The sequence below is a fragment of the Clostridium sp. AF35-15 genome (genome assembly GCF_003477745.1).
GTDB classification, from domain to species: Bacteria; Bacillota; Clostridia; order Lachnospirales; family Lachnospiraceae; genus Otoolea; species Otoolea fessa.
In genome coordinates, this window is the sequence record NZ_QUDY01000005.1 from 188483 (window position 1) to 208387 (window position 19905).

25 protein-coding genes are annotated in these 19905 nt (G+C 45.4%); all 25 read right to left on the bottom strand.

All coding sequences use genetic code 11. The annotated features are described in order from the left end of the window. Positions 1 to 6: 6 nt before the first annotated feature. The 25 genes from DWZ76_RS07875 to DWZ76_RS08000 all read right to left on the bottom strand — a co-directional run bounded on the left by DWZ76_RS07875 (position 7) and on the right by DWZ76_RS08000 (position 19852). The gene (locus tag DWZ76_RS07875) at positions 7 to 1179 is read right to left on the bottom strand and encodes a BMP family ABC transporter substrate-binding protein (RefSeq protein WP_118472351.1); all 1173 of its coding nucleotides are present in this window, start codon (positions 1177 to 1179) and stop codon (positions 7 to 9) included. A 13-nt stretch (positions 1180 to 1192) separates the two neighbouring features. Continuing rightward, positions 1193 to 2266 (bottom strand): S-methyl-5-thioribose-1-phosphate isomerase, encoded by a 1074-nt coding sequence (gene mtnA, locus DWZ76_RS07880; protein ID WP_243017792.1) that lies wholly within the window; start codon positions 2264 to 2266, stop codon positions 1193 to 1195. A gap of 31 nt (positions 2267 to 2297) precedes the next feature. After that, positions 2298 to 3131: a purine-nucleoside phosphorylase gene (locus tag DWZ76_RS07885; protein WP_118472352.1), complete on the bottom strand. Its 834-nt coding sequence runs from the start codon at positions 3129 to 3131 to the stop codon at positions 2298 to 2300. A gap of 1 nt (position 3132) precedes the next feature. Then, positions 3133 to 3744, bottom strand: coding sequence for a class II aldolase/adducin family protein (locus DWZ76_RS07890; protein WP_107000398.1), 612 nt, complete (start codon positions 3742 to 3744; stop codon positions 3133 to 3135). Between the two features lie 4 nt (positions 3745 to 3748). After that, positions 3749 to 4561, bottom strand: coding sequence for a DeoR/GlpR family DNA-binding transcription regulator (locus DWZ76_RS07895; RefSeq protein WP_106999897.1), 813 nt, complete (start codon positions 4559 to 4561; stop codon positions 3749 to 3751). 1 nt (position 4562) lies between these two features. After that, on the bottom strand, positions 4563 to 5876 hold the full coding sequence (locus DWZ76_RS07900; RefSeq protein ID WP_117795417.1) for a hypothetical protein: 1314 nt from the start codon (positions 5874 to 5876) through the stop codon (positions 4563 to 4565). Between the two features lie 381 nt (positions 5877 to 6257). Continuing rightward, complete coding sequence (locus DWZ76_RS07905) at positions 6258 to 6509, bottom strand: hypothetical protein (RefSeq protein WP_118472353.1); 252 nt, start codon at positions 6507 to 6509, stop codon at positions 6258 to 6260. A 531-nt stretch (positions 6510 to 7040) separates the two neighbouring features. Further along, positions 7041 to 7556, bottom strand: a complete 516-nt coding sequence (locus DWZ76_RS07910; protein WP_118472354.1) for a hypothetical protein — start codon at positions 7554 to 7556, stop codon at positions 7041 to 7043. Positions 7557 to 7603: 47 nt separating this feature from the next. Then, a complete protein-coding gene (locus DWZ76_RS07915; RefSeq protein WP_118472355.1) occupies positions 7604 to 8257 on the bottom strand; it encodes a hypothetical protein in 654 nt (217 codons plus the stop codon). A gap of 21 nt (positions 8258 to 8278) precedes the next feature. Then, on the bottom strand, positions 8279 to 8596 hold the full coding sequence (locus DWZ76_RS07920) for a helix-turn-helix transcriptional regulator (RefSeq protein ID WP_106999901.1): 318 nt from the start codon (positions 8594 to 8596) through the stop codon (positions 8279 to 8281). Between the two features lie 449 nt (positions 8597 to 9045). Beyond that, the gene (gene rsfS / locus DWZ76_RS07930) at positions 9046 to 9414 is read right to left on the bottom strand and encodes a ribosome silencing factor (protein ID WP_106999903.1); all 369 of its coding nucleotides are present in this window, start codon (positions 9412 to 9414) and stop codon (positions 9046 to 9048) included. Between the two features lie 27 nt (positions 9415 to 9441). Then, entirely contained in the window at positions 9442 to 10023 is a 582-nt protein-coding gene (gene yqeK, locus DWZ76_RS07935) for a bis(5'-nucleosyl)-tetraphosphatase (symmetrical) YqeK (RefSeq protein WP_022359429.1), read from the bottom strand. Further along, positions 10023 to 10655: a nicotinate-nucleotide adenylyltransferase gene (gene nadD, locus DWZ76_RS07940; protein ID WP_333549079.1), complete on the bottom strand. Its 633-nt coding sequence runs from the start codon at positions 10653 to 10655 to the stop codon at positions 10023 to 10025. Before nadD ends, yqeK begins: the two co-directional genes overlap by 1 nt. Before the next feature lie 44 nt (positions 10656 to 10699). After that, on the bottom strand, positions 10700 to 10996 hold the full coding sequence (gene yhbY, locus DWZ76_RS07945) for a ribosome assembly RNA-binding protein YhbY (protein ID WP_022359431.1): 297 nt from the start codon (positions 10994 to 10996) through the stop codon (positions 10700 to 10702). 215 nt (positions 10997 to 11211) lie between these two features. Then, positions 11212 to 12504: a GTPase ObgE gene (gene obgE, locus DWZ76_RS07950; protein ID WP_118472357.1), complete on the bottom strand. Its 1293-nt coding sequence runs from the start codon at positions 12502 to 12504 to the stop codon at positions 11212 to 11214. A 59-nt stretch (positions 12505 to 12563) separates the two neighbouring features. Then, the gene (rpmA, locus tag DWZ76_RS07955; RefSeq protein WP_022359433.1) at positions 12564 to 12854 is read right to left on the bottom strand and encodes a 50S ribosomal protein L27; all 291 of its coding nucleotides are present in this window, start codon (positions 12852 to 12854) and stop codon (positions 12564 to 12566) included. A gap of 3 nt (positions 12855 to 12857) precedes the next feature. After that, the gene (locus DWZ76_RS07960) at positions 12858 to 13187 is read right to left on the bottom strand and encodes a ribosomal-processing cysteine protease Prp (protein WP_118472358.1); all 330 of its coding nucleotides are present in this window, start codon (positions 13185 to 13187) and stop codon (positions 12858 to 12860) included. Positions 13188 to 13192: 5 nt separating this feature from the next. Then, on the bottom strand, positions 13193 to 13501 hold the full coding sequence (rplU, locus tag DWZ76_RS07965) for a 50S ribosomal protein L21 (protein WP_106999905.1): 309 nt from the start codon (positions 13499 to 13501) through the stop codon (positions 13193 to 13195). Positions 13502 to 13640: 139 nt separating this feature from the next. Then, positions 13641 to 14507: a transposase gene (locus DWZ76_RS07970; protein ID WP_118472359.1), complete on the bottom strand. Its 867-nt coding sequence runs from the start codon at positions 14505 to 14507 to the stop codon at positions 13641 to 13643. 365 nt (positions 14508 to 14872) lie between these two features. Further along, positions 14873 to 15415, bottom strand: coding sequence for a hypothetical protein (locus DWZ76_RS07975; RefSeq protein ID WP_118472360.1), 543 nt, complete (start codon positions 15413 to 15415; stop codon positions 14873 to 14875). 157 nt (positions 15416 to 15572) lie between these two features. Beyond that, positions 15573 to 16853: a peptidase T gene (gene pepT / locus DWZ76_RS07980; RefSeq protein ID WP_118472361.1), complete on the bottom strand. Its 1281-nt coding sequence runs from the start codon at positions 16851 to 16853 to the stop codon at positions 15573 to 15575. Further along, positions 16850 to 17395, bottom strand: a complete 546-nt coding sequence (locus DWZ76_RS07985) for a Holliday junction resolvase RecU (protein WP_022358599.1) — start codon at positions 17393 to 17395, stop codon at positions 16850 to 16852. Before DWZ76_RS07985 ends, pepT begins: the two co-directional genes overlap by 4 nt. Before the next feature lie 48 nt (positions 17396 to 17443). Further along, positions 17444 to 18442, bottom strand: coding sequence for an RluA family pseudouridine synthase (locus DWZ76_RS07990; protein WP_118472362.1), 999 nt, complete (start codon positions 18440 to 18442; stop codon positions 17444 to 17446). 18 nt (positions 18443 to 18460) lie between these two features. Then, positions 18461 to 19030: an O-linked GlcNAc transferase-like protein gene (locus DWZ76_RS07995; protein ID WP_118472363.1), complete on the bottom strand. Its 570-nt coding sequence runs from the start codon at positions 19028 to 19030 to the stop codon at positions 18461 to 18463. A 57-nt stretch (positions 19031 to 19087) separates the two neighbouring features. Beyond that, entirely contained in the window at positions 19088 to 19852 is a 765-nt protein-coding gene (locus tag DWZ76_RS08000) for an SDR family NAD(P)-dependent oxidoreductase (protein ID WP_118293503.1), read from the bottom strand. Positions 19853 to 19905: the final 53 nt, after the last annotated feature.

A 19905-nucleotide genomic window follows, 5' to 3' on the forward strand; every position in this document is an offset into this window, starting at 1 on the left:
AACGTATTATTTCAATCCTGGGAAATTTTCCGGCTCAATTCCGTTAAAGTTTGCTGCCGGAACGATAGTTCCATCTTTTACAAGTTCATATGCTTCGTCCATCTTCTTCACGGTATCCTCAGACATGCTTTGACGTCCTTCCTCTGTTACATAACCAACAGAATCAGAATCTGCACCTAACAGAGCGTTTGCTCCCTGGAAACCTCCGTCTGCGATAGCATTTAATTGTTTCTCTACGTTCATGCTCATAACTTTCAGTACAGAAGTCAGAATAATGTTATCAGAACCGTTAGCACCATCATCATACTGGTCTACGTCACAGCCTACTACTTTTACATTGCCAGCTTCTTTAGCAGCAGTAAATACACCGTTTCCAGAACCGCCTGCAGCTACGAACAGAATATCACAGCCCTCATCGATGAGAGCTTTTCCAACAACTTTACCGGTTGCTTCATCTGCAAAGCTTCCAACATAGTTTCCACCTACATTTTTATTGGTAACGTCAACGCCTGCGTAAGATGGGATCTCTACGATCTCAACACCGGTATCATATTTCTCATTTGCGTAATTGACACCACTCTCAAAACCGTACTGATAGTTTACATTGCTTGGGTATGCAATACCGGTTACTACAGCTACCTTTTTGCTTTCAGACTCCAGTGCAGCTGCCATTCCCGCGAAGAAACCTCCTTCCTGCTCCTTGAAAGTCATTGCATAAATATTATCACATTCGATGTCATTACCCTCAGAATCGGTCGGATTCGTATCTACAAGGATAAAATCTACATCTGGGTTATCGGTTGCGATGGTTCCGATTCCGGAGAATTGGAAGCCCGGGCATACGATCACATTGTAGTCTGCAACGATATCAGCAACTGCCTGAATAACTGCAGCCGGATCACCGGTTTCCTCGCGAACCGGAGTTACGGTTGCTCCCGGATGAGACTCGATAAATTTCAGGATACCGTTGTAGTTATCCTGGTTAAAGGAGCCGTCATCTACACCGGATGGACTGGTCACGATGGCGATCTTTAAATCTCCATCAGCGTTCTCAGCAGAAGCTGCTGCTGTTTCAGCCGTATTTTCCTTTGTCTCGGCTGTATTATTGTTTCCACCGCATCCTGTCATTAACGCTGCGGATACTGCTACACCTGCTACAATACCAAATAATTTTTTCATCAATCTTTTCCTCCTATTTTTTGTTTTTGCCAAACATATTTGCAAGACTCTCCGTATACGGTGGTCTGCAGATTCCTTTTTCCGTTACAATTCCGGCGAGCAGCGTGTGATCGGTTACATCAAATGCCGGATTATAACATTTGACACCCTCCGGTGCCATCGGTTTTTCATAAAATTTGCTTTTGATCTCTTCCGGACTTCGAAGTTCGATCTGGATATCATCGCCAGTTGCACAGTCAAGATCGATGGTTGAACTCGGTCCTAATACATAGAACGGAATTCCGTAATGTTTTGCAAGGATTGCAACACCACTGGTTCCAATCTTATTGGCCGCATCACCGTTGGCAGCGATACGATCACAGCCTACGAAGCAGGCCTGGATCCAGCCGTTTTTCATTACAATGCTGGCCATGTTATCACAAATCAATGTTACATCGATTCCTGCCTGATCTAACTCATATGAGGTAAGTCTTGCTCCCTGAAGAAGCGGCCTTGTCTCATCTGCAAATACATGGAAATTCATGCCCTGCTCTTTTCCAAGGAAGAGAGGTCCTAAGGCAGTTCCATAGCGGGAGGTGGCTAAGGGTCCGGCATTGCAATGTGTCAGAATTCCGTCTCCGTCCTTAATAAGGCTTAAACCATATTCAGAAATCGCTCTGCACATCTGGCTGTCCTCTTCCTGAATATCCATGCACTCTTTCTTCAGATATCCAAGAATCTCTGGTACAGAAGCATCGCTGTGGCTTGTCACTACCTGCTCCATGCGGTTTAATGCCCAGCTCAGGTTCACTGCCGTTGGACGGGAAGAGTTCAGATAATCCTTATACTCTCTGAATTTCTTTAAAAACTCATCGTAATCCCCGGTTTCAATCGTTCCGGCCAGAACATACATTCCAAATGCCGCACAAATTCCGATTGCCGGTGCTCCCCGGACTTTCAATTCAAAAATGGCATCATACAGATCCTTCGCCGTTCCAAGGGTCAGGTATTCGGTAACCGTTGGAAGCTTAGTCTGATCAATGATGATCACAGCTTTGCCGTCTTCATGCAAGTACACATTTTTGATTGCTTCTGACTGATTGTCCACTTTATCATCTCCTTTGTTTTTTATTCATCACTCAGATCATTTTACCGATTCGAACTATGGATTCCGTAATCAGCTGTTTAAATAACGGTGCAACACGGTCAGCTGTTTCCTTCACTTCCTCCGCACTCAAAGGCTGATCAGTCATTCCGCATCCCAGATTGGAAATGCAGGAAATACCGCAGACCTTCATGCCCATATGATTGGCAGCTATGGCCTCGCATGCGGTGCTCATTCCTACTGCATCTCCTCCAAGTATCCGGCACATTTTTACTTCATGGGGAGTTTCAAAATTCGGACCGGACAGCTGGATATAGGTTCCCTCCTGAAGCGGAATCTGAAGGTCTGCAGCAGCACCCCGGATGATCTCACAAAGGTCCTTACGGTAAATCTCAGACATATCGCTGAAACGCTCTCCCAGCATCTCCTCATTGGGTCCGATGAGAGGAGACGGTACAAAATTACTGATCTGGTCGGTGATCATCATAAAATCACCGGCTTTGTAATCATAATTCACACTGCCGGAAGCATTGGTCAGAAACAAGATCCGGGCCCCCATCATCTTCATGAGACGGGTGGGAAGAACTACATCCTCCATGGAATATCCTTCATAGTAGTGGACACGTCCCTGCATGATTACGACCGGGACACCTCCTACGTATCCAAAGACAAATCTGCCCTTATGTCCGCTGACTGTGGACACAGGAAAACCCTCAATATCATGATAATCCAAAACAGCTTCTACCCGAATGGTATCTGCATAATCACCGAGTCCGGATCCCAGCACCAGTGCCACCTCCGGCTTAAAATTAATTTTGTCTTTAAAGCACTGATAGCATTTTAATAATCGTTCATACGCCTTTGTCATATCAGACCTCCTCGTATTCTTTGATCACAACCGGATGTCCTGAACAGAGTGCAAGATGATAGATCTTTGCAGCATCCTCCACATAAACACTGTTTGTATATGCTTCCGGTAATGTTCCGCCGATAGCCACGACACCGTGATTGGCCATCAGACAGGCATTTTTCCGTTCCAGGATTGGAACTGCATTCAGACCAACCTCTGCACTTCCCTGCTGTGCATAAGGACTTACCTCCAGTTTCCCTTTTAAGAAAGGAATCATTTCAATCAGTACAACTGGAATTTCCTGATGGTTTACCGCAAAACTGCTTGCATAAGGAGAATGTGTATGCACCACCGCATTAGCATGGGACAGGTGACGGTAAATCTCAGCATGCATTTTCCACTCGGAAGATGGCTTGTGTCTTCCTTCGACCAGATTGCCATCCAGATCAATCACTACGATATCCTCTTCCGCCATCAAACTGTAATCATAGGAGCTGGGAGTAATTACGATCCACTGCTTCTCACGAAAGTAAGCACTGATATTGCCGCTTGTTCCGGCCATCAGCTTTTCATCATAGGCCTTTTTCGCTGTCATCAGCACATTTTGTTTCAGTTCCTTCAAATCTGTCATAATCTTATCGCTCATCTCCTTTGGTTTTTGATTTTCTTTCCGCTTTCCCTTCCAGGACAGGGATCTGATGTGCCTGGAACCATTCCCATAGGTCCGGATTGGTTTTTCGGATGGAATGATCCACAACCACCTGACTGAGCTGCTCCAACTCTCCGATCACATACACCTCGTTGCGTCCGATCTTCGTATTGTCCACCACCAGGATCTTATGTTTCGCCTGCTTTAATACCTGACGACGGATATCTGCTTCTTCACGGGTGGAATCTGTAATACCTGCCTCCAGACTGCAGCCGGCACTGCTGACAAATGCATAATTGATAAAGCAGGTTTTCATCTGTTCCAGTACGGTCTGTCCTTCAAACGCTTCCCGATCGCGATTCAGCTCACCGCCAAATAAAATAAGACGAATCTGCGGATTCGCATCAATCTCCTTTGCCACTGCCAGAGAATTGGTCATGACGGTCAGCTTGCCGGGAAAATCCGCTAATTGCTTTGCAATATGAAGAGCCGTGGTACTGCAATCCAGAAAAATGGAACTCTTTTCGTGGATCCATTGCATGCAGAGAGATGCAAGAAGCTTTTTCTCTTCCTGCATCACCTTGCTGCGAACCGAGATGGGAGTTTCATTGCCAAAACCTTCGTTTAAGTAGGCACCTCCGTGAACACGGTTTAATTTCTCCTGTTTTTCCAGTTTTTCCAGATCCTTTCGAACCGTTTCTTCCGTAACTCCCATTTCACGGCTCAGATCCGTCACCATGACTACTTTATTCTTCTCCAGCATGGACAAGATGTATTCTGCACGTTCGATTGCATGCATATTATTGATAGTCCTCACCTTCCAGGTAATTATAGAAAGCGGTATTGCAGAAGCGTTCAACCGGTACAACTTCCAGACCGTCGGAGATTTCCGTCAGTTTTTCAACAACCTCATCTTTATCTTCCGGTAAGGTAAATGGATGAATGGAATACGTATCGTTCGTGATTACGCAATCATAGATCTGATGATAATCAGTCTCCGGCATATCTGTTCTGGTTGAAGAATAAAGCGGCTGCCACCAGGATGCATAGATCAGGCCCTTTGCTTCTTCATTTCCTTCATTTTTCTTTGCGTACGTCTTGATTACTTCGTCAAAACGATTCATATCCTCAAGATTGTCGAACTCAAGCTCAAGGTCATATTCTACTGCATATACCAGTGCAAGATCTTCATATTCTTTTACTTCGTAGGTTGGAGTAGCCTCCGGGATCGGACCCCACTCCGGCAGATACTGGTAAATACTAATCTTCGGCTCAAGCTGAACCTTTGCTGTGATATTCTCGCTGTTCAGGAGCCCCATCAGCTGATGTACATGTTTGATATCAGAATGACCGTACTGTAAGGTCAGTTCCGGTAAAAAGCGGGCACTGTATGCAGCAGATTTTAATCCATATCCGGTGGTTACCTTGTTCTGTACAGCTTCTTTTCCAATCTCTGCCAGTTTGCTGTCATCAAATAAGATAAAGGAATTCCATGCCTGGTCCAGTTTCGCGTAAATGTCTGGATCATTTGACATGCCAAGGTAGTTTCTTGCGTCTCCATTTGCATTGGCAATTGCCATCAGAAGACTGATTTCATCCTCAGCTGTAAAGGCATCTTCTGCAACGACTTTTTTCGCAGTTTCGGAAGTGATGAGGCTGGTATCCAGAGCAGCAGCAACGTATCTGGCATATTCATTCGTCTCATCCATCTTTACCCCATATTGTTCAAGACGATCTTTAATCTTATCTTCCGGATAGCTAAGAGCAAGCTCTTCATAATCAGCAGCAGCCACAGCAGCTTTCACAGCAGAAAACCAGGTCATGTCCCCCTCGACAGCCGGTGCCTCATCTCCTGCTACCTTTTTCAGGTCAGCGGAAAAAGCAGCACTGTCCGGATCTTCTTTGATCTGTACATCGAAAAACTCTGCCAGGTATTCTGCCTCATGGGCATCAGCCTCTTTGGTTTCTTCCTGAGCTGCTTCTGTCTCCTGAGCAGCAGAAGTCTCAGCCGGTTTGGTCTCTGCGCCGGTCGGTGCTGCATCCTTTGCACCACAGCCCCCTACCATCGCGGTTGCGGCCATAGCAGCCATCATTACTGCAAGTTTTTTTCTCATCTCTTCTTCTCCTCTTATATGTATTTATTAGTTTTGCTACTAACTAGCAGCTGATTTATTTACATACATTATAAGCACCTTTTATAGGAAAAGCAAGTACTAATCTTTCTTTTTCTTTGTTTTTCTGTTTTTTGTTTTGTTTTTTCACCATAGGATGAGGTTTTCTATGTCACAAAAAGATCCCCCGAAAAATCGAAGGGATCTTTCTAGGAGAGCTGAATTGGAATCCGAGCTTCCAGTTTGCAAGTTTAAGTTCTGATTTAGCTAATCACTTGCAAAAGTAAATTCTGGCAAATCAAAATATCATGATTTTTATGGACGTTAGTTTTGCAAAGTTCTTCAAAACTGGAATTTACTATTAGAAACAAGTTGTTTTATGCTTCATATGCTGATATACCCTTGAATAATGTACTGTTTCACTTCAAATACGTGACCGTAGCAACAACACTTAAGCTTTCGCATAACAACAATTCCCGGCTCGCCCAGAAGTAACTCCAAGGATGATTTTCCCTCACTGGCTGCCACATACGCATCCATCTTCGCCTGTTCCTCATCCGTCAGCTGAATATGCCACCAATTATGTTCCTCATGGCACTTGGGACACGGCTGGTTGATTTTGTAAAGTCTTCCCATAGTCTGATCTCCTTTCGATTTTTTCTGCCCAACTATATCATCATCGAATTCGAATTTCCAATTAGCGGTTTCTGCGGATAACGTTTTGAGTCAAATTTTCGCTCAGACGTTCCTGCCTGAAATCATAAAGCGCTTTATCATAATTCCGGTTTTGGAATTCTTGTGACCCAATCCATTCCGTGTTTATAACCCACTTCAGTACACTATTTTTGAAATTTCCAAAATGGAGCGATTTTAAAAAGTAAGTTTTGAGTTAGGTTTTGAACTCTTTCAGACCGAAATCCTTCTTACCATGAAAAATGGCTACGGAATTGCTTCCGCAGCCGTTGTGCCTGAAAACCGTACCTTGGCACCGTGATCCCTCACAGGTTTTTTACAGGGTGATTTGAAAATCTGCATGATATGCTTTTCCAAAGCCGTCTCCATGAACCGAAACACATAACCCGATAACAAATAACCGATAAGCGATGACAATGAACCGTAACCACTCGTAATTTTTTGTTAGAAGTATGCCCTGTACGGAAATTCTACTTAGATATCCACCTCAAACAGCACCGTCTGATTATAACGATCCAGTGCAATCTGCATTTCCATGATCGTATTGGAGATGCGGTCATATTCCTGCCGGATCAGTTCCGGATCGTAGTTGATATACTTATACTCCGGTGCCGAACCAGAAGAACCGAAGGAGTTGCCATAGACTCGCGTTTTTGGAAGTCTCTTGCGCATATCGTCAAGCACCGTCTTTCTCTTGTTGAGCTGCGCCATCCGGATTAGGATGCCGTCAATGCTCATTTCCTGAGCGCCGACCTGCACTTTTGCGGTGGCATTGGTCAGATTCAATGTGTGCTTGATAGTAAGGATCTTCCTGTCAATCTCATCAATCGTATTCGCAACAGTCATGTAATCATATTCCGGAACGACTGGTTCCTCGTTGACCGCAGCCACGTAAGTACTGGATGTCGATTCCTTGTTTACCCAGAATGCCTTGTCTTCTTCTAGGCTTCTCAGCATCTTATTTGCATAAGCCGATGTAATTTTATGCATGATTTTCGCCTCCCACAATGTTCTTATCAATATAAATAAAAATGATCTCAGTCCCACAGCTCCCAGAGATATCTGGTAAAAAGCTTCATTCCTTCTTTCATACACCGATCTCGGTATGCTGCCAGTTCCTTCTCCGCTGCAAACCATTGGTCCAATATTTCCTTGTATTCCGGCACATCGGACATGGTATGCACACAGTAATAACCTTTATCTTTTTCCTGCTCTTTTTCTTCTTCGGTTTTCAGCTTTTCACCAAACATCCCGTATTTCCGGGTGAAAGCCTCTCTTGCCTGATCATATGCTTCTTCATATGGATTTTTCCGGTGACAGGTTTCCTCGTTTGCCTCCCGAAATAGAAATTCCATATGTTCTAGGATCCGGTTCCATTTCCGCACATTCTCTTCTTCGGTTCCTGTGAAAGATCCCGGATATCCATGACCGTTGATACGTAGATCGTTGAGCATGTTGGGGATGATAACAAGAAACCACTGGTCAATCGCCCAGGCATCACGGTAGCAGTATCCGTAACGCAATCTCTGACAGATGCAGATGATATCTTCTTTCCAACGTTTTATCCATTCCAAGGGGAAAACGTGAATCGGTCCGTAAGTAAGAAAAACAGGACATTCCGGTTTGCGCATCTTACGTTTCCGTTTCTTTCGCAGAATATCATTTAACATAAATTTATGTTCCGATTCCATGTTTCACCGTCCTCTCCGCTATCATTTGTTTCTGATCCGATTGTAAATCATACGGCAACGGATGTCATTCAACCATCGGTTTAAAATTCCCCATAAACGAGGAATATCCCCGTCAATGACGAGGATATCTTCAATCGTAGTATGCAATAATCTACTTAAAATAATGAAGTTGTCGATGCTGGGTAACGATTTACCGGACAGCCATTTGTAAATGGCCTGCGGATTTTCAAACCCGAAAGCTCCCTGGATTTCCCGAATCGTATACCCTTGTTCCAAAAGCAGTCTTCTTATGCGTTCCCCTGTCTCTTCCGGCTGGATTGACAAATACATTGGTTCCATACTTTGCACCTCCATGATTCAGGACCGTGTTTCTTGATAACGTAAATATTCTACCACGGAAAGGACAGACCCACCAGTACCAATCATACTATAGCAGTAGGGAATGTAGGGTTTTTCCTACCACTATTATATGATCTTTTAAAAAAATATCAATATATATACTTATTGCTTTGATACAACACTTCTCAATAAACAAATTGCGTTCGTTGCAATTAGCGTATTCCAACCTTGTAACTCGTTTTATTTCACTATTTTTGAAATTTACAAAATGGAGCGCTTTTAAAAAGTAAGTTTTGAGTTGAAAGGAAAACACTTTATCAGCCTTGTTCACGATAGATGGGAAAACACAGATTTCAAGTTTTTCTCTCTTATTCGCGATAAAAGGGAAAAACCATTTGCAGGTTTTTCCCTTTCTGTTCGTGATATAAAAGGAATGAAACAAAAATCTATTACAATTCCTCCACATTCTCAACTACTTTTCCGTCTCTCCAGATGCGCTCCAGATCATAAAACAGTCTGTCATCGCGGGAGAAAATGTGTACGATCAGATCGCCGTAATCCATCAGGATCCATCCGGCAGTCTGATAGCCCTCGATCTGACGGCACTCATGACCGGCTTTGCCGAGTTCTTCCTCTACATTATCTGCCATTGCCTTTACCTGGCTGGCGTTGCTTCCGTCTGCGATGACAAAGTAATCAGCCAGTACAGATACTCCATGAATATCAATGACGCGAATATCTTCGCCTTTTTTATCTTCCAGCGCCTTTACGGCAAGTTTGGTCAGCTCTTTTGCTTCCACGGGGATTATCCTCCTCATTATTTTATTTAAATCCTGTTAATGTGTCTATTGATGAACATGACGTTCATGATAGTATTCCCAGGTCTGTTCGGTTGTATCATCCTCTGCCGTGCCCGTTTCCTTTAAATAATTGCGAGTGCTGTCCAGAATCTGATACAGCGCTTCGTCCAGATCTTCAAATGCAAGACGGCGGAGCTTCGGCAGATTTGGCGCCTTATCACGGCGCGGTTCGATGTAATCGGCTACGTACAGGATCTTGTCTAACAGGGACATCGCCGGTTTTCCGGTCGTATGGCAGGCGATTGCAGATAAGACCTCTGGATCGGTAATACCATACTTGTGTTCTGCCATCCATGCGCCTAATTTTGCATGAATCACAGCCGGAGCCCGCAGTTCGCCTTCAGTCAGTTCAATGCCGTGCTCCTGGCATTTGCAGATGATAGTCGCATCATCATAGCGCTTTGCACAGTCGTGGAGAAGTCCAGCCATCTCCGCCTGATCCAGATTGGCACTGTAACGCATTGCCAGAGCCATGCATGTGTATGAAACACCCAGCGTATGTTCATAGCGCATCGGGTTCAATTTCTTTTTCAAATGCTTCCGTATCTCTGTAATTCTTTCGTCCATTACACATTTACCTCCTGATACAAGCCGTGCTGTTCGATATATTGACAGACTTCCTTCGGCACCAGGGAACGAACGTCTGCTGCGTGTCCTGCCCGGAAAGCCGCGCGGATCTCCGCCGAAGCGACATCCATTTCACGGCAGTGAAGACGCAGAATATGCGCCTGATATTTCTGGTTTAAATAGGAAATCTGCTCATCCAGCGAACGATCCGCCTCCTCATGCTCTCTTGCTGCCGCCAAAAATGTGACGGCTGGAAGAACATATTCGGGATGATACCATTTTTCAATGTCCATAATTGAGTCTGCGCCCGCGATAAAGAAAAATTCAACATCCGGATATTCTTCTTTCAATAAGCGAAGCGTGTCTGCTGTGTAGGTATTTCCGCCGATTCTGCGAAGTTCAAAATCAGACAGCTTAAAATAAGGATACGGCGCGATCGCAGCTGCAGTCATTGCCAAACGGTCCTTTGCCGCTGTGATCGTATGATCCTTTTTATGCGGCGGGATCCTGGAGGGCATATACCAGATGCAGTCAAGATCATATTCTTCATACGCCTGTCTTCCCAACATGATATGTCCATTATGGATCGGGTCAAATGTTCCCCCCATAATACCGATCTTTTTCATCGTCATCCGTATCCTTTCTGTCAGAGATTCATTCGCAGAATGCAGCTCCTTTATTTTGGCAGAACGATCTTACGTTTCTTCTCGTCCTTTGCCTCTTTATAAAGAACAATTTTCTTGCCGATTACCTGTACTACCTGTGCGTGGGTACGCTCAGCCAGAACGGCTGCCAGCTCATTGCCGTCATCGACGCAGTTCTTCAGAATATTCAGTTTAATTAACTCGCGGGCCTCCAGCGCCTCTGCCACAGCAGCGGTCAGTTCTGGCGTCAGGCTGGATTTGCCGATCTGGAAGATCGGATCCATGGTCATCGCGAGACCTTTTAAATAAGCTCTCTGTTTGCTTGTCATAAAATCTATCTCCTGTTAAAATTCAAACTCAGATCCAGTGTGGATTTCTGAGTTTGAAATATTGTAAATGTGTAACTATTCAGTAGGTCTGCGCATTTACTGCGCTGACCGTACGAAAACATGGACCAGCAGGGAAAAATCCCATTGCCGTAGGCAATTTTTAATGGATTTTTGCGCGTGACTGTGAAGGTACTGAACAGTTACGTAAATGTCAATTATTTATAGTAATCAAATTCAAGACCATACATACGAACTGTATCGCCCTCTTCGATGCCAGCCTCTTCCAGCTCAGCCAGAATACCGCTGTCCTTTAAGAATTTCTGGAAGAACTGGAAGCCCTTCTCAGAATCAAGGTTTGTGTAACCAAGCATCTTCTCGATCTTCGGTCCTTCTACCACATAAATACCATCTTCATTGCGTTCCACGGTATACGGAAGATTCTCGCCCTGATACTGGTACTCAAATTCTTTTTCGAAAATAACTGGCTTGCGGTCAACCGTTTTCAGCAGATCATTTACATGGTAAAGGAGCTCTTTTACACCCTGTCCGGTAACTGCAGAAATGGCAAATACCTGGATGCCTTCCGGCTCAAATTCGCGTTTTAAGCGCTCTACCGGGTCTTCCCAGTCCTCTTCGCCGGTATTGTAAATCGAATCTACCTTGTTGGCAGCAATCACCTGCGGACGCTCTAAAAGCGACGGATTATATGCTTTTAACTCCGCATTGATGGTACGGATATCTTCAACCGGATCACGTCCCTCGACGGATGCCGCATCCACAACATGAACGAGAACCTTGGTTCTCTCGATATGGCGCAGGAAATCATGTCCCAGACCGATTCCCTGGGAAGCACCCTCGATGAGCCCCGGAATATCTGCCATGACAAAGCCTTGTCCATCCTGCAGATCAACCACGCCAAGATGCGGGTTCAGCGTCGTGAAATGATAATTGGCAATCTTCGGACGTGCATTGGAAACGCGTGAAAGCAAGGTCGATTTACCGACGTTCGGGAAACCAACCAGACCAACATCTGCGATTACCTTTAATTCCAGCTGTATCCAGAGTTCCTGTGCCGGCTGTCCCGGCTGTGCATACTTCGGAACCTGCATCGTCGAGGTCGCAAAGTGCATATTTCCAAAACCGCCCTTGCCACCTTTTAAAATCACTTCTCGGCGGTTCTCGCCGGACATATCCGCGATTACCTTACCGGATTCAAAATCCTTGATAACGGTTCCTTCCGGAACCTTGACAATCAGATCCTCGCCGTCTGCTCCGTGACAGCGGCGCTTTCCGCCCTGCTCTCCGTCGCCAGCCACATATTTGCGGACATGACGGAAATCGGTCAGGGTATTCAGTCCGTCGTCCACTTCAAAAATGACATCGCCGCCGCGACCGCCATCGCCGCCGTCCGGACCGCCAGCAGCTACGAAAAGTTCCCGGCGGAAGCTGACATGACCGTCGCCGCCTTTTCCGGATCTGATATAAATTTTTGCACTGTCGGCAAACATAAATACCTCCTTCTGATCTGAAAAAAGCTCCATACAATCCGTATGGAGCTTCTTTATAATTATTCGTTAATTGTTCTCGGGTAAACAGAAACCTGCTTTTTGTCTCTGCCCTTTCTTTCAAACTTTACGACGCCGTCAACCATAGCGAATAATGTATCATCTCCACCGCGTCCTACGTTCACACCTGGATGAATCTTGGTTCCGCGCTGTCTGTAAAGAATGTTGCCAGCTAATACGAACTGTCCGTCTGCTCTCTTCGCACCAAGTCTCTTGGACTCAGAATCACGACCGTTCTTTGTGGAACCAACACCTTTTTTATGAGCGAATAACTGAAGGTTCATTTTAAACATGCGTTACACCTCCCTGAATCGAATTTTAATGTATTTATCTCCATAACTCTCCGCGATATCGGTAAGTCCAAGTATCAGCGAATCCATCAGGAGTTTTGATTCCGCACTTACAGTACCGGTAAAATGAAAAATAAACTGACCTGTCTTTTCATCCACACTGCCCTTAAAACTGTCATCGGTAAATTTCTCCACCGAATTAGCCATATTGACAGTCAGAACGGATACAGCCGCACAGACAATATCTTTGCCGTACTCATCATATCCAGCATGTCCCTTTACTTCCACTCCCGTGGTACATCCTTTGGAATCGGAGTATACGTCTACTTGAATCATTTCAATTAAGCGTTGATCTTTTCGATCTTAACTTCTGTAAAGAGCTGTCTGTGACCATTTTTCTTATGGTAGCCAGTTTTTCTCTTATACTTGTAAACGATAACTTTTTTGCCTTTGCCTTCTTTAACAACTGTTGCGGATACAGTAGCACCCTCAACGGTCGGGCATCCGATCTTCATCTCACCGTTGTTAACAGCCAGAACCTGATCGAAAGTAACAGCTTCACCTGCAGCAGCACCGAGTCTCTCAACTTTGATTACATCGCCCTCGGCAACCTTATACTGCTTACCACCTGTTGCAATAATCGCGTACATCTGATGGCACCTCCTATTATCATTACTCGCCAGCTATGGCGGCTTACGCACTTTTAGCCTCGCTGTGCGGCACACTTAGATATTCTAGCATCGGAATATGGATCTGTCAACGGTTTTTTCTTGAATTTAGGAGAAAATTTTAAACCAGTGTTACGGATAAAGCTGCTTTTTCCAAGTCCTCATAAGTACCACCAAATTGTTCAAGGGCTTGTTCCTTTGTTAGTATGCCTTTTTCAATCAGGTTTAAAAGTATTTTAGCCTCACCAACCTTCTCCCCTTCTGCAAACTCCGCCTTCCGTATCAATTCCGTTTCCCTCTTCTCGTCATACTCAAAAATACACACCTCTATCGCCTCCGCTCGATTCTTCCTCAGAAACTCTGCCAATATATTTTCATCAATACATTCCGTCACAGCCTTTTCAGCTGCCTGATTGATATCTTTGTATTCAATCGCATACCGCCGTATTTTATGAACCAACAGCATATACTCTTTCAACAACCGGCAGGTTCCCAGGATCTCCAGATTTTTATCCAGATTGATATTTAAAACCTTCACAAGCAATTCCAGCTCAGGATGTTCTGTCTTCTGCATGAACGAATGTGACAATTTAAGCAGACCCTCCGCCTCCCGCTCTTTTTCTCCATTGTAGAATACTACAAAATGCGGTGTCGGCAATTCCACCAATGCCGATGCGTACAAGGTCTGGTTCCGGACCAGCATCTGGTACTCTTTTGCCACATAGAACAGAAAACGCAGTGGCATATTCGGATTCCATGTCGATTGATGTTCATATAAGTTTAACTGCATATCCAGCAAAAATGCCTGATCGTTTTTCATATTCATATATACAGCATTTTTCAGCGTCACAATCTCCAATTCTTTCGGATCTGTATAATGCGAATGATTCACTGCATTGTACAGACTCAGCAGATTCTCCCTTGTGCTGAACAGCATCCGGAACAGCGTGTCCTTGTGATTTCTCCGCACCCTCATTAAATTCCCCATAATTCTCCCCTTTCTGACAGGAGAATCTGGCTTTTCTGAGAATCCCCTGCTCTTTCGTATTGCCAATTTGGATAAGCATAAGATTTCTCAGATTAATAATTAGAATATAAGATTGCTTGAATTGCAGATAAAGAAATATATATGCTTGATGAGTCAAATGTAACACATCTGGTTCGGATATGCAAGTACGAATTTTGCAACTATTTATTCTGTAAATACGCACAAACATATAACGGGTGTATTTCCTGTATGTGAAATGATACATACAATATAGCTAAAAGCGATTCTATATATTTGTGCAAAAATAAGGAAATATTTTTCAAAACCATATTATGCATAAACATATTTGTATACACTTGGAGATTTTAAACCTGGTAGCGGGGGAAGGGGAAAATAGCAACTATCTTTAAGCCAGTTCCATTAAATGATTGATATAAAATTTCATCTAAAAAAACATAATCTAGTTCGTTATCAATGTCTGCAACAAAAAAATGTTCCAGATTGATGGGTATTTCTGTCGCTGCTCTGGTTAGTGGCTGCTCCGTTTCCTCTGCTGCGGATACATTGTTTATAGGCTGCATATTGGATAACGCTTTTTGTGACAATGTTTCATTTGCGCTGACGCTTCTATTTTTACTGGTATGACTGGTAATAAGGTACATGAGAGTGAATCCACCAAAACAAATCATAAACGACTGCCATCTGAAAAAGTTTACATGAAAATTCCGATTAAAAAATAGATTCAAACACACCCCAGCAAACGCACCACCCAGACCAAACAGAAATGCTTTGTTTGAGAGCGAAAAATCAAGCGGAATTGTATCCGTTTTTTTCGTTAGCTTTTTAGCACAAAAATATCCGATTCCATAGAAGTCTAAAAAATATAAAATATCCAGTATGAAGCTCATCCTGTTTCCATAATAAATTTTATAATAGAAATAATGAAATGGATTCCATTTAACAGAAAAATTGATATTGACTTACCAGTTCATGAAAGTAAACAGGCAATTTGCACTATTATATAAGGGCAATTTGCCTGTTTAAAGGATTGTCTTTATTTCATAATCACTCTACACTGCTTCTTATGACAGCAAACTTTTTCCCAATCTCCACTAGAACCCTGGACGTCTTCTCCAATGACGCCACCGGAATAAATTCATATTTTCCATGATAGTTATATCCGCCGGTGCAGAGATTCGGGCACGGGAGCCCCATGTAGGAGAGGCGGGCGCCGTCGGTGCCGCCGCGGATCGGAACGACCTCCGGCTCGATGCCGCAGGCTGCCATCGCCTCTTTGGCGGTATCGATCAGGTACATGCACGGCTCAATTTTTTCTTTCATGTTGTAGTAGCTGTCCGTTACTTCGGCGATCACGGTGCCCTTACCGTATTTGCGGTTCAGAAAATCGGCGGCTTCGGCGAAAAATTTCTTTTTCTGTTCAAATTTTTCATGGTCGTGATCGCGGATGATATAATTTAACTGCGCCTCTTCTACATTTCCGCTCATTTCATCCAGGTGATAGAATCCCTCGTAACCTTCTGTGTACATCGGATTTTCGAAGACCGGCAGCAGGCTCTGAAATTCCATGCCGATGAGAAGGGCATTTTTCATCTTGAGCTTCGCATCTCCCGGATGGATGCTGGCTCCCTGAATCCGGACTTTGCCGGAAGCGGCATTGAAATTTTCATATTCGATCTCGCCGATCGGACCGCCGTCTACCGTATAAGCAACCGCTGCACCGAAGTCTTTCACATCGAAACGATCCGCGCCGCGTCCGATCTCCTCGTCCGGCGTAAATCCAATGCAAATCTCGCCGTGCGGGATCTCCGGGTGGCTCAGGAAATATTCTGCCATCGTCATGATCTCCGCCACGCCTGCCTTATCGTCGGCGCCCAGAAGCGTGGTTCCGTCGGTTACGATCAGATCCTGACCTTTTAAGTCGGCTAAAAACGGAAATTCTGAAACTTTCATGACAATTTGTTTTTCTGCATTTAATACGATATCTTTGCCGTCATATGCCTGGACGATGCGCGGCTTTACGTTTGTTCCGGTTAAGGACGGCGCGGTGTCTATGTGGGAAATGAAGCCAAGTGCCGGGATGGTGGTTTTCTGTCCAACGCCGGATGCACCGTGAGCAGAGGTACTGCCTGTATTATCCGGAATGCGTGCAAACAAGTATCCGTACTCGCTCATCCGCACATCGGATGCACCCATTTCTTCCAGCTCGCGTTTCAGCTCATTGGCTAACAGAAGCTGTTTTTTTGTGCTCGGGCAGGTGTCATATGCCTCGTCTGACTGCGTATCATATGATACATATTTCAAAAAACGTTCTACGGCTGTTGTCATGAAAAATCATCCTCTCTTTCTCCTAAATCCCGGCTCAGCGGTTCCAGATAATGGACTAATATATCCCGGTGGCTTTTGATGCGCCACGTTTTATCCATTTCCTCATATGTAAAACTCTTCCGTCCGCCCTGCTGCATCCGCTCCCAGTATGCGTCCAGATGGAAAAATGGCAGGTAGTAAAGTTCATCCCTCTGTGAAAAATATATAATTAAGAAAGCAATCCCGCCCTGCTCTTCAAATTCCCGCATAAATGCGACCTGATGCGGATGGACGTTCTGCAGTGGAAATGTATCTGCCGCGCATTCTTTCGCATCAAAGCAGACCGGGACGCCCTGAATCGCGCCGATGTAATCGACGGTACTCTTCTGGTCGAAATACGCCAGCGTGATATGGCGGCTGGTTTTATCAATCGAGACGGGTGTGATCGGCGTCGGGATTTTCTGGATCAATGCCAGCTTTTTCTCACGGTAAAGATCGTTTGTGTGGTTTATCATATCCTCCAGGGTTGAACCACGAAGTCCCCGGCTGTTCCAAGTCCCCATGTTGTTGCTCCTCCACTTATTTTTTTGATTTTTCGCACAATTTAAAATTTACGGGCGATGATTGGCTGGGCGTTTTGGAGCTGATTTCATCATCTCTTCCATCTGTTTCATCTCCGCTGGCATAGGCGCGGTAAATTCTTTGCCCGCCAGATATGAAAGCGGCTCGGAGATCGTTTTCGGCATTACCAGCCGCCACGCATGAAGCATCTGCGAACGGACGCCGAAGCGTTTCTTCACTTCCTCATTGACCCGGGGATCGCCGTACTTTGGATCCCCGGCGATCGGGTGTCCGATGGAAGCCAGGTGGGCGCGGATCTGGTGGGATCGTCCGGTAATCAGATGAACCTCCAGAAGGGTATATCCATTTCCAGATACCAGCGGTCTGTATGCAGTCCGGATCGGCAGACTTCCAGGGGTCTCCTCTTTTCGGATCGACACCTGATTCGTCTTTTCATTTTTCGTCAGCCATCCCTCGATCCGGGCTTCGCCTTTTACGATTCCCCGCACGACGCAGACATAATATTTTCCCAGACTCCGGTCCTTGATGACCTCGGACATGATCTGCAGTCCCGGCAGGGAACGTCCAGCTGCCACTATGCCGCTTGTGTTGCGGTCGAGGCGGTTGCAGACGGACGGACGGAAGCACGCCAGGTCCTCTTTCTTTAATTTGCCGGAATCCAGCAGATAGTCAATCAGGTATTCAACCAACGATTCATCCGTCTCTTTCGCTTTCTGGGACAGCATTCCAGATGGCTTATTGATCAGTAAAATATATTCGTCCTCGTAGACGATATCGAGCTTTTTCTTTTGAACCTTCTGAATCTTCACTTCCGAAAATTTCTCGATCGTCTCCTCTGCCAGAAACAGCTTGATCTCATCGCCCTCGGTCAGATGTTCGGAACCGTCGCATTTTTTTCCGTTCAGGGTAATATTTTTCTTCCGCATCATTTTATAAATGAAGCTTTTTCCCGCCAGATTCAGATATTTTGCCAGCAGCTTGTCCAGGCGCTGCCCCGCCTCATTTTTAGATACTGTCAGCATCCGCATGGCTGCCGCCTCCCTTTTTTACATCGATAATCCTTTTATTACGCGCACACCGTACTCTACAGTTCCATCGTCCTCATACTCTGACGCCGGTTTCAGGCTGTGAATCCGCTTGTCAAAGGTGCTGCGTGAGGTCACGATTTTCAGGTTCGGATCCAGTTTGTTAGCCTTTAACAGTTCATTTAAACCTGCCTCCGCGCGCTTTACATTCAGCTTTGGATTAATGCAGTACACATAGATGCCGGTCGGGTGAACGACGGTCACATCGGACGGAATCACATCTTCCGGTGTCGTCAGAACCAGATCATAGAGAACTTCAAATTTTTCCTCATACGGCATATATGCCTCATGAAACGCCTGCTCCGGTGTATGGTATTTGAAAATGGCAATCAGCGGGGAAGCGAGATTCGCCGCCGGAAGTACCGTGACGATCGCCATGACCGTCAGAATTTTTTTGATGGAATCATTGTCTGTAAAAGATCGCCCAACCAGCTGTGCGATGATAAATAACGCCAGAAGTGCGATGATAAAAAGCTGTTTCCGCTTGAAATGATTGCGGTAGCCGTAATCGCCTTTTTTTATCTTTTTCACGGTGTAAAAATCCTTTCTATCATGTTTTTATTGAATGATACTAGCTTTTTGTCTGATTTAATGGTTTAACGCCTGCATCGCGCGCAGAATCCACTCATGCGGAACTATCTTGCAGAGCACAAAGAATGCCTTCATCCATACACCGTAAATCGACACGCTTTTTCCCGCCATACAGTCGCGGATGGCAAGTTTTACAACTTTGTGCGGATCTGCCATCACCAGACGCTTATAAAGAGGAATCTCCCCGGTTGTCTCGGCAATGTCGAAAAATTCGGTTTTGACCGGTCCGGGGCAGACCGCCGTCACGCCGATTCTGCGCGGGCGGAGTTCTTCCCGCAGGGCGCGGCTGTAGCTTAAGACAAATGCCTTGGTTGCCGCATAGATGGCAAATCCCGGCTGCGGCAGAAAGGAGGCTGCTGACGCGAACTGGAGAATCCGGCTGTTTTCGCTCATATAGGGAAGCACCATATGCGTGACCGCGCACAGCGCCTCGCAGTTGAGCTCTACCATTCCCGTTTCATCGTCAAGCGGCAGGTTCCCGACCGTTCCGATTTTACCAAAGCCGGAAGCATTTACCAAAAGCTTTACGTTGGGCTTGCGCGCCGCCAGCTCGTTTTCCAGCGTCTCCCGCTGGGATGCATCCGTCAGATCGATGGCGAAACACCGCGCCGGGATGGGCAGCGTCCGTTCCAGCTCCTGCATCCGGTCCATCCGGCGGGCAATCAGCCAGACTTCCTGAAGTCCCGAAAAGCGATCCGCCAGCTGTCTGGCTGCCTCGCGCCCCATGCCGGAAGAGGCACCTGTAATTATCGCAATTTTCATGAGAAATTCCTCCCGTCTCAAGTATGTACGCTCGGAGTCGTTCCTGCATTCCG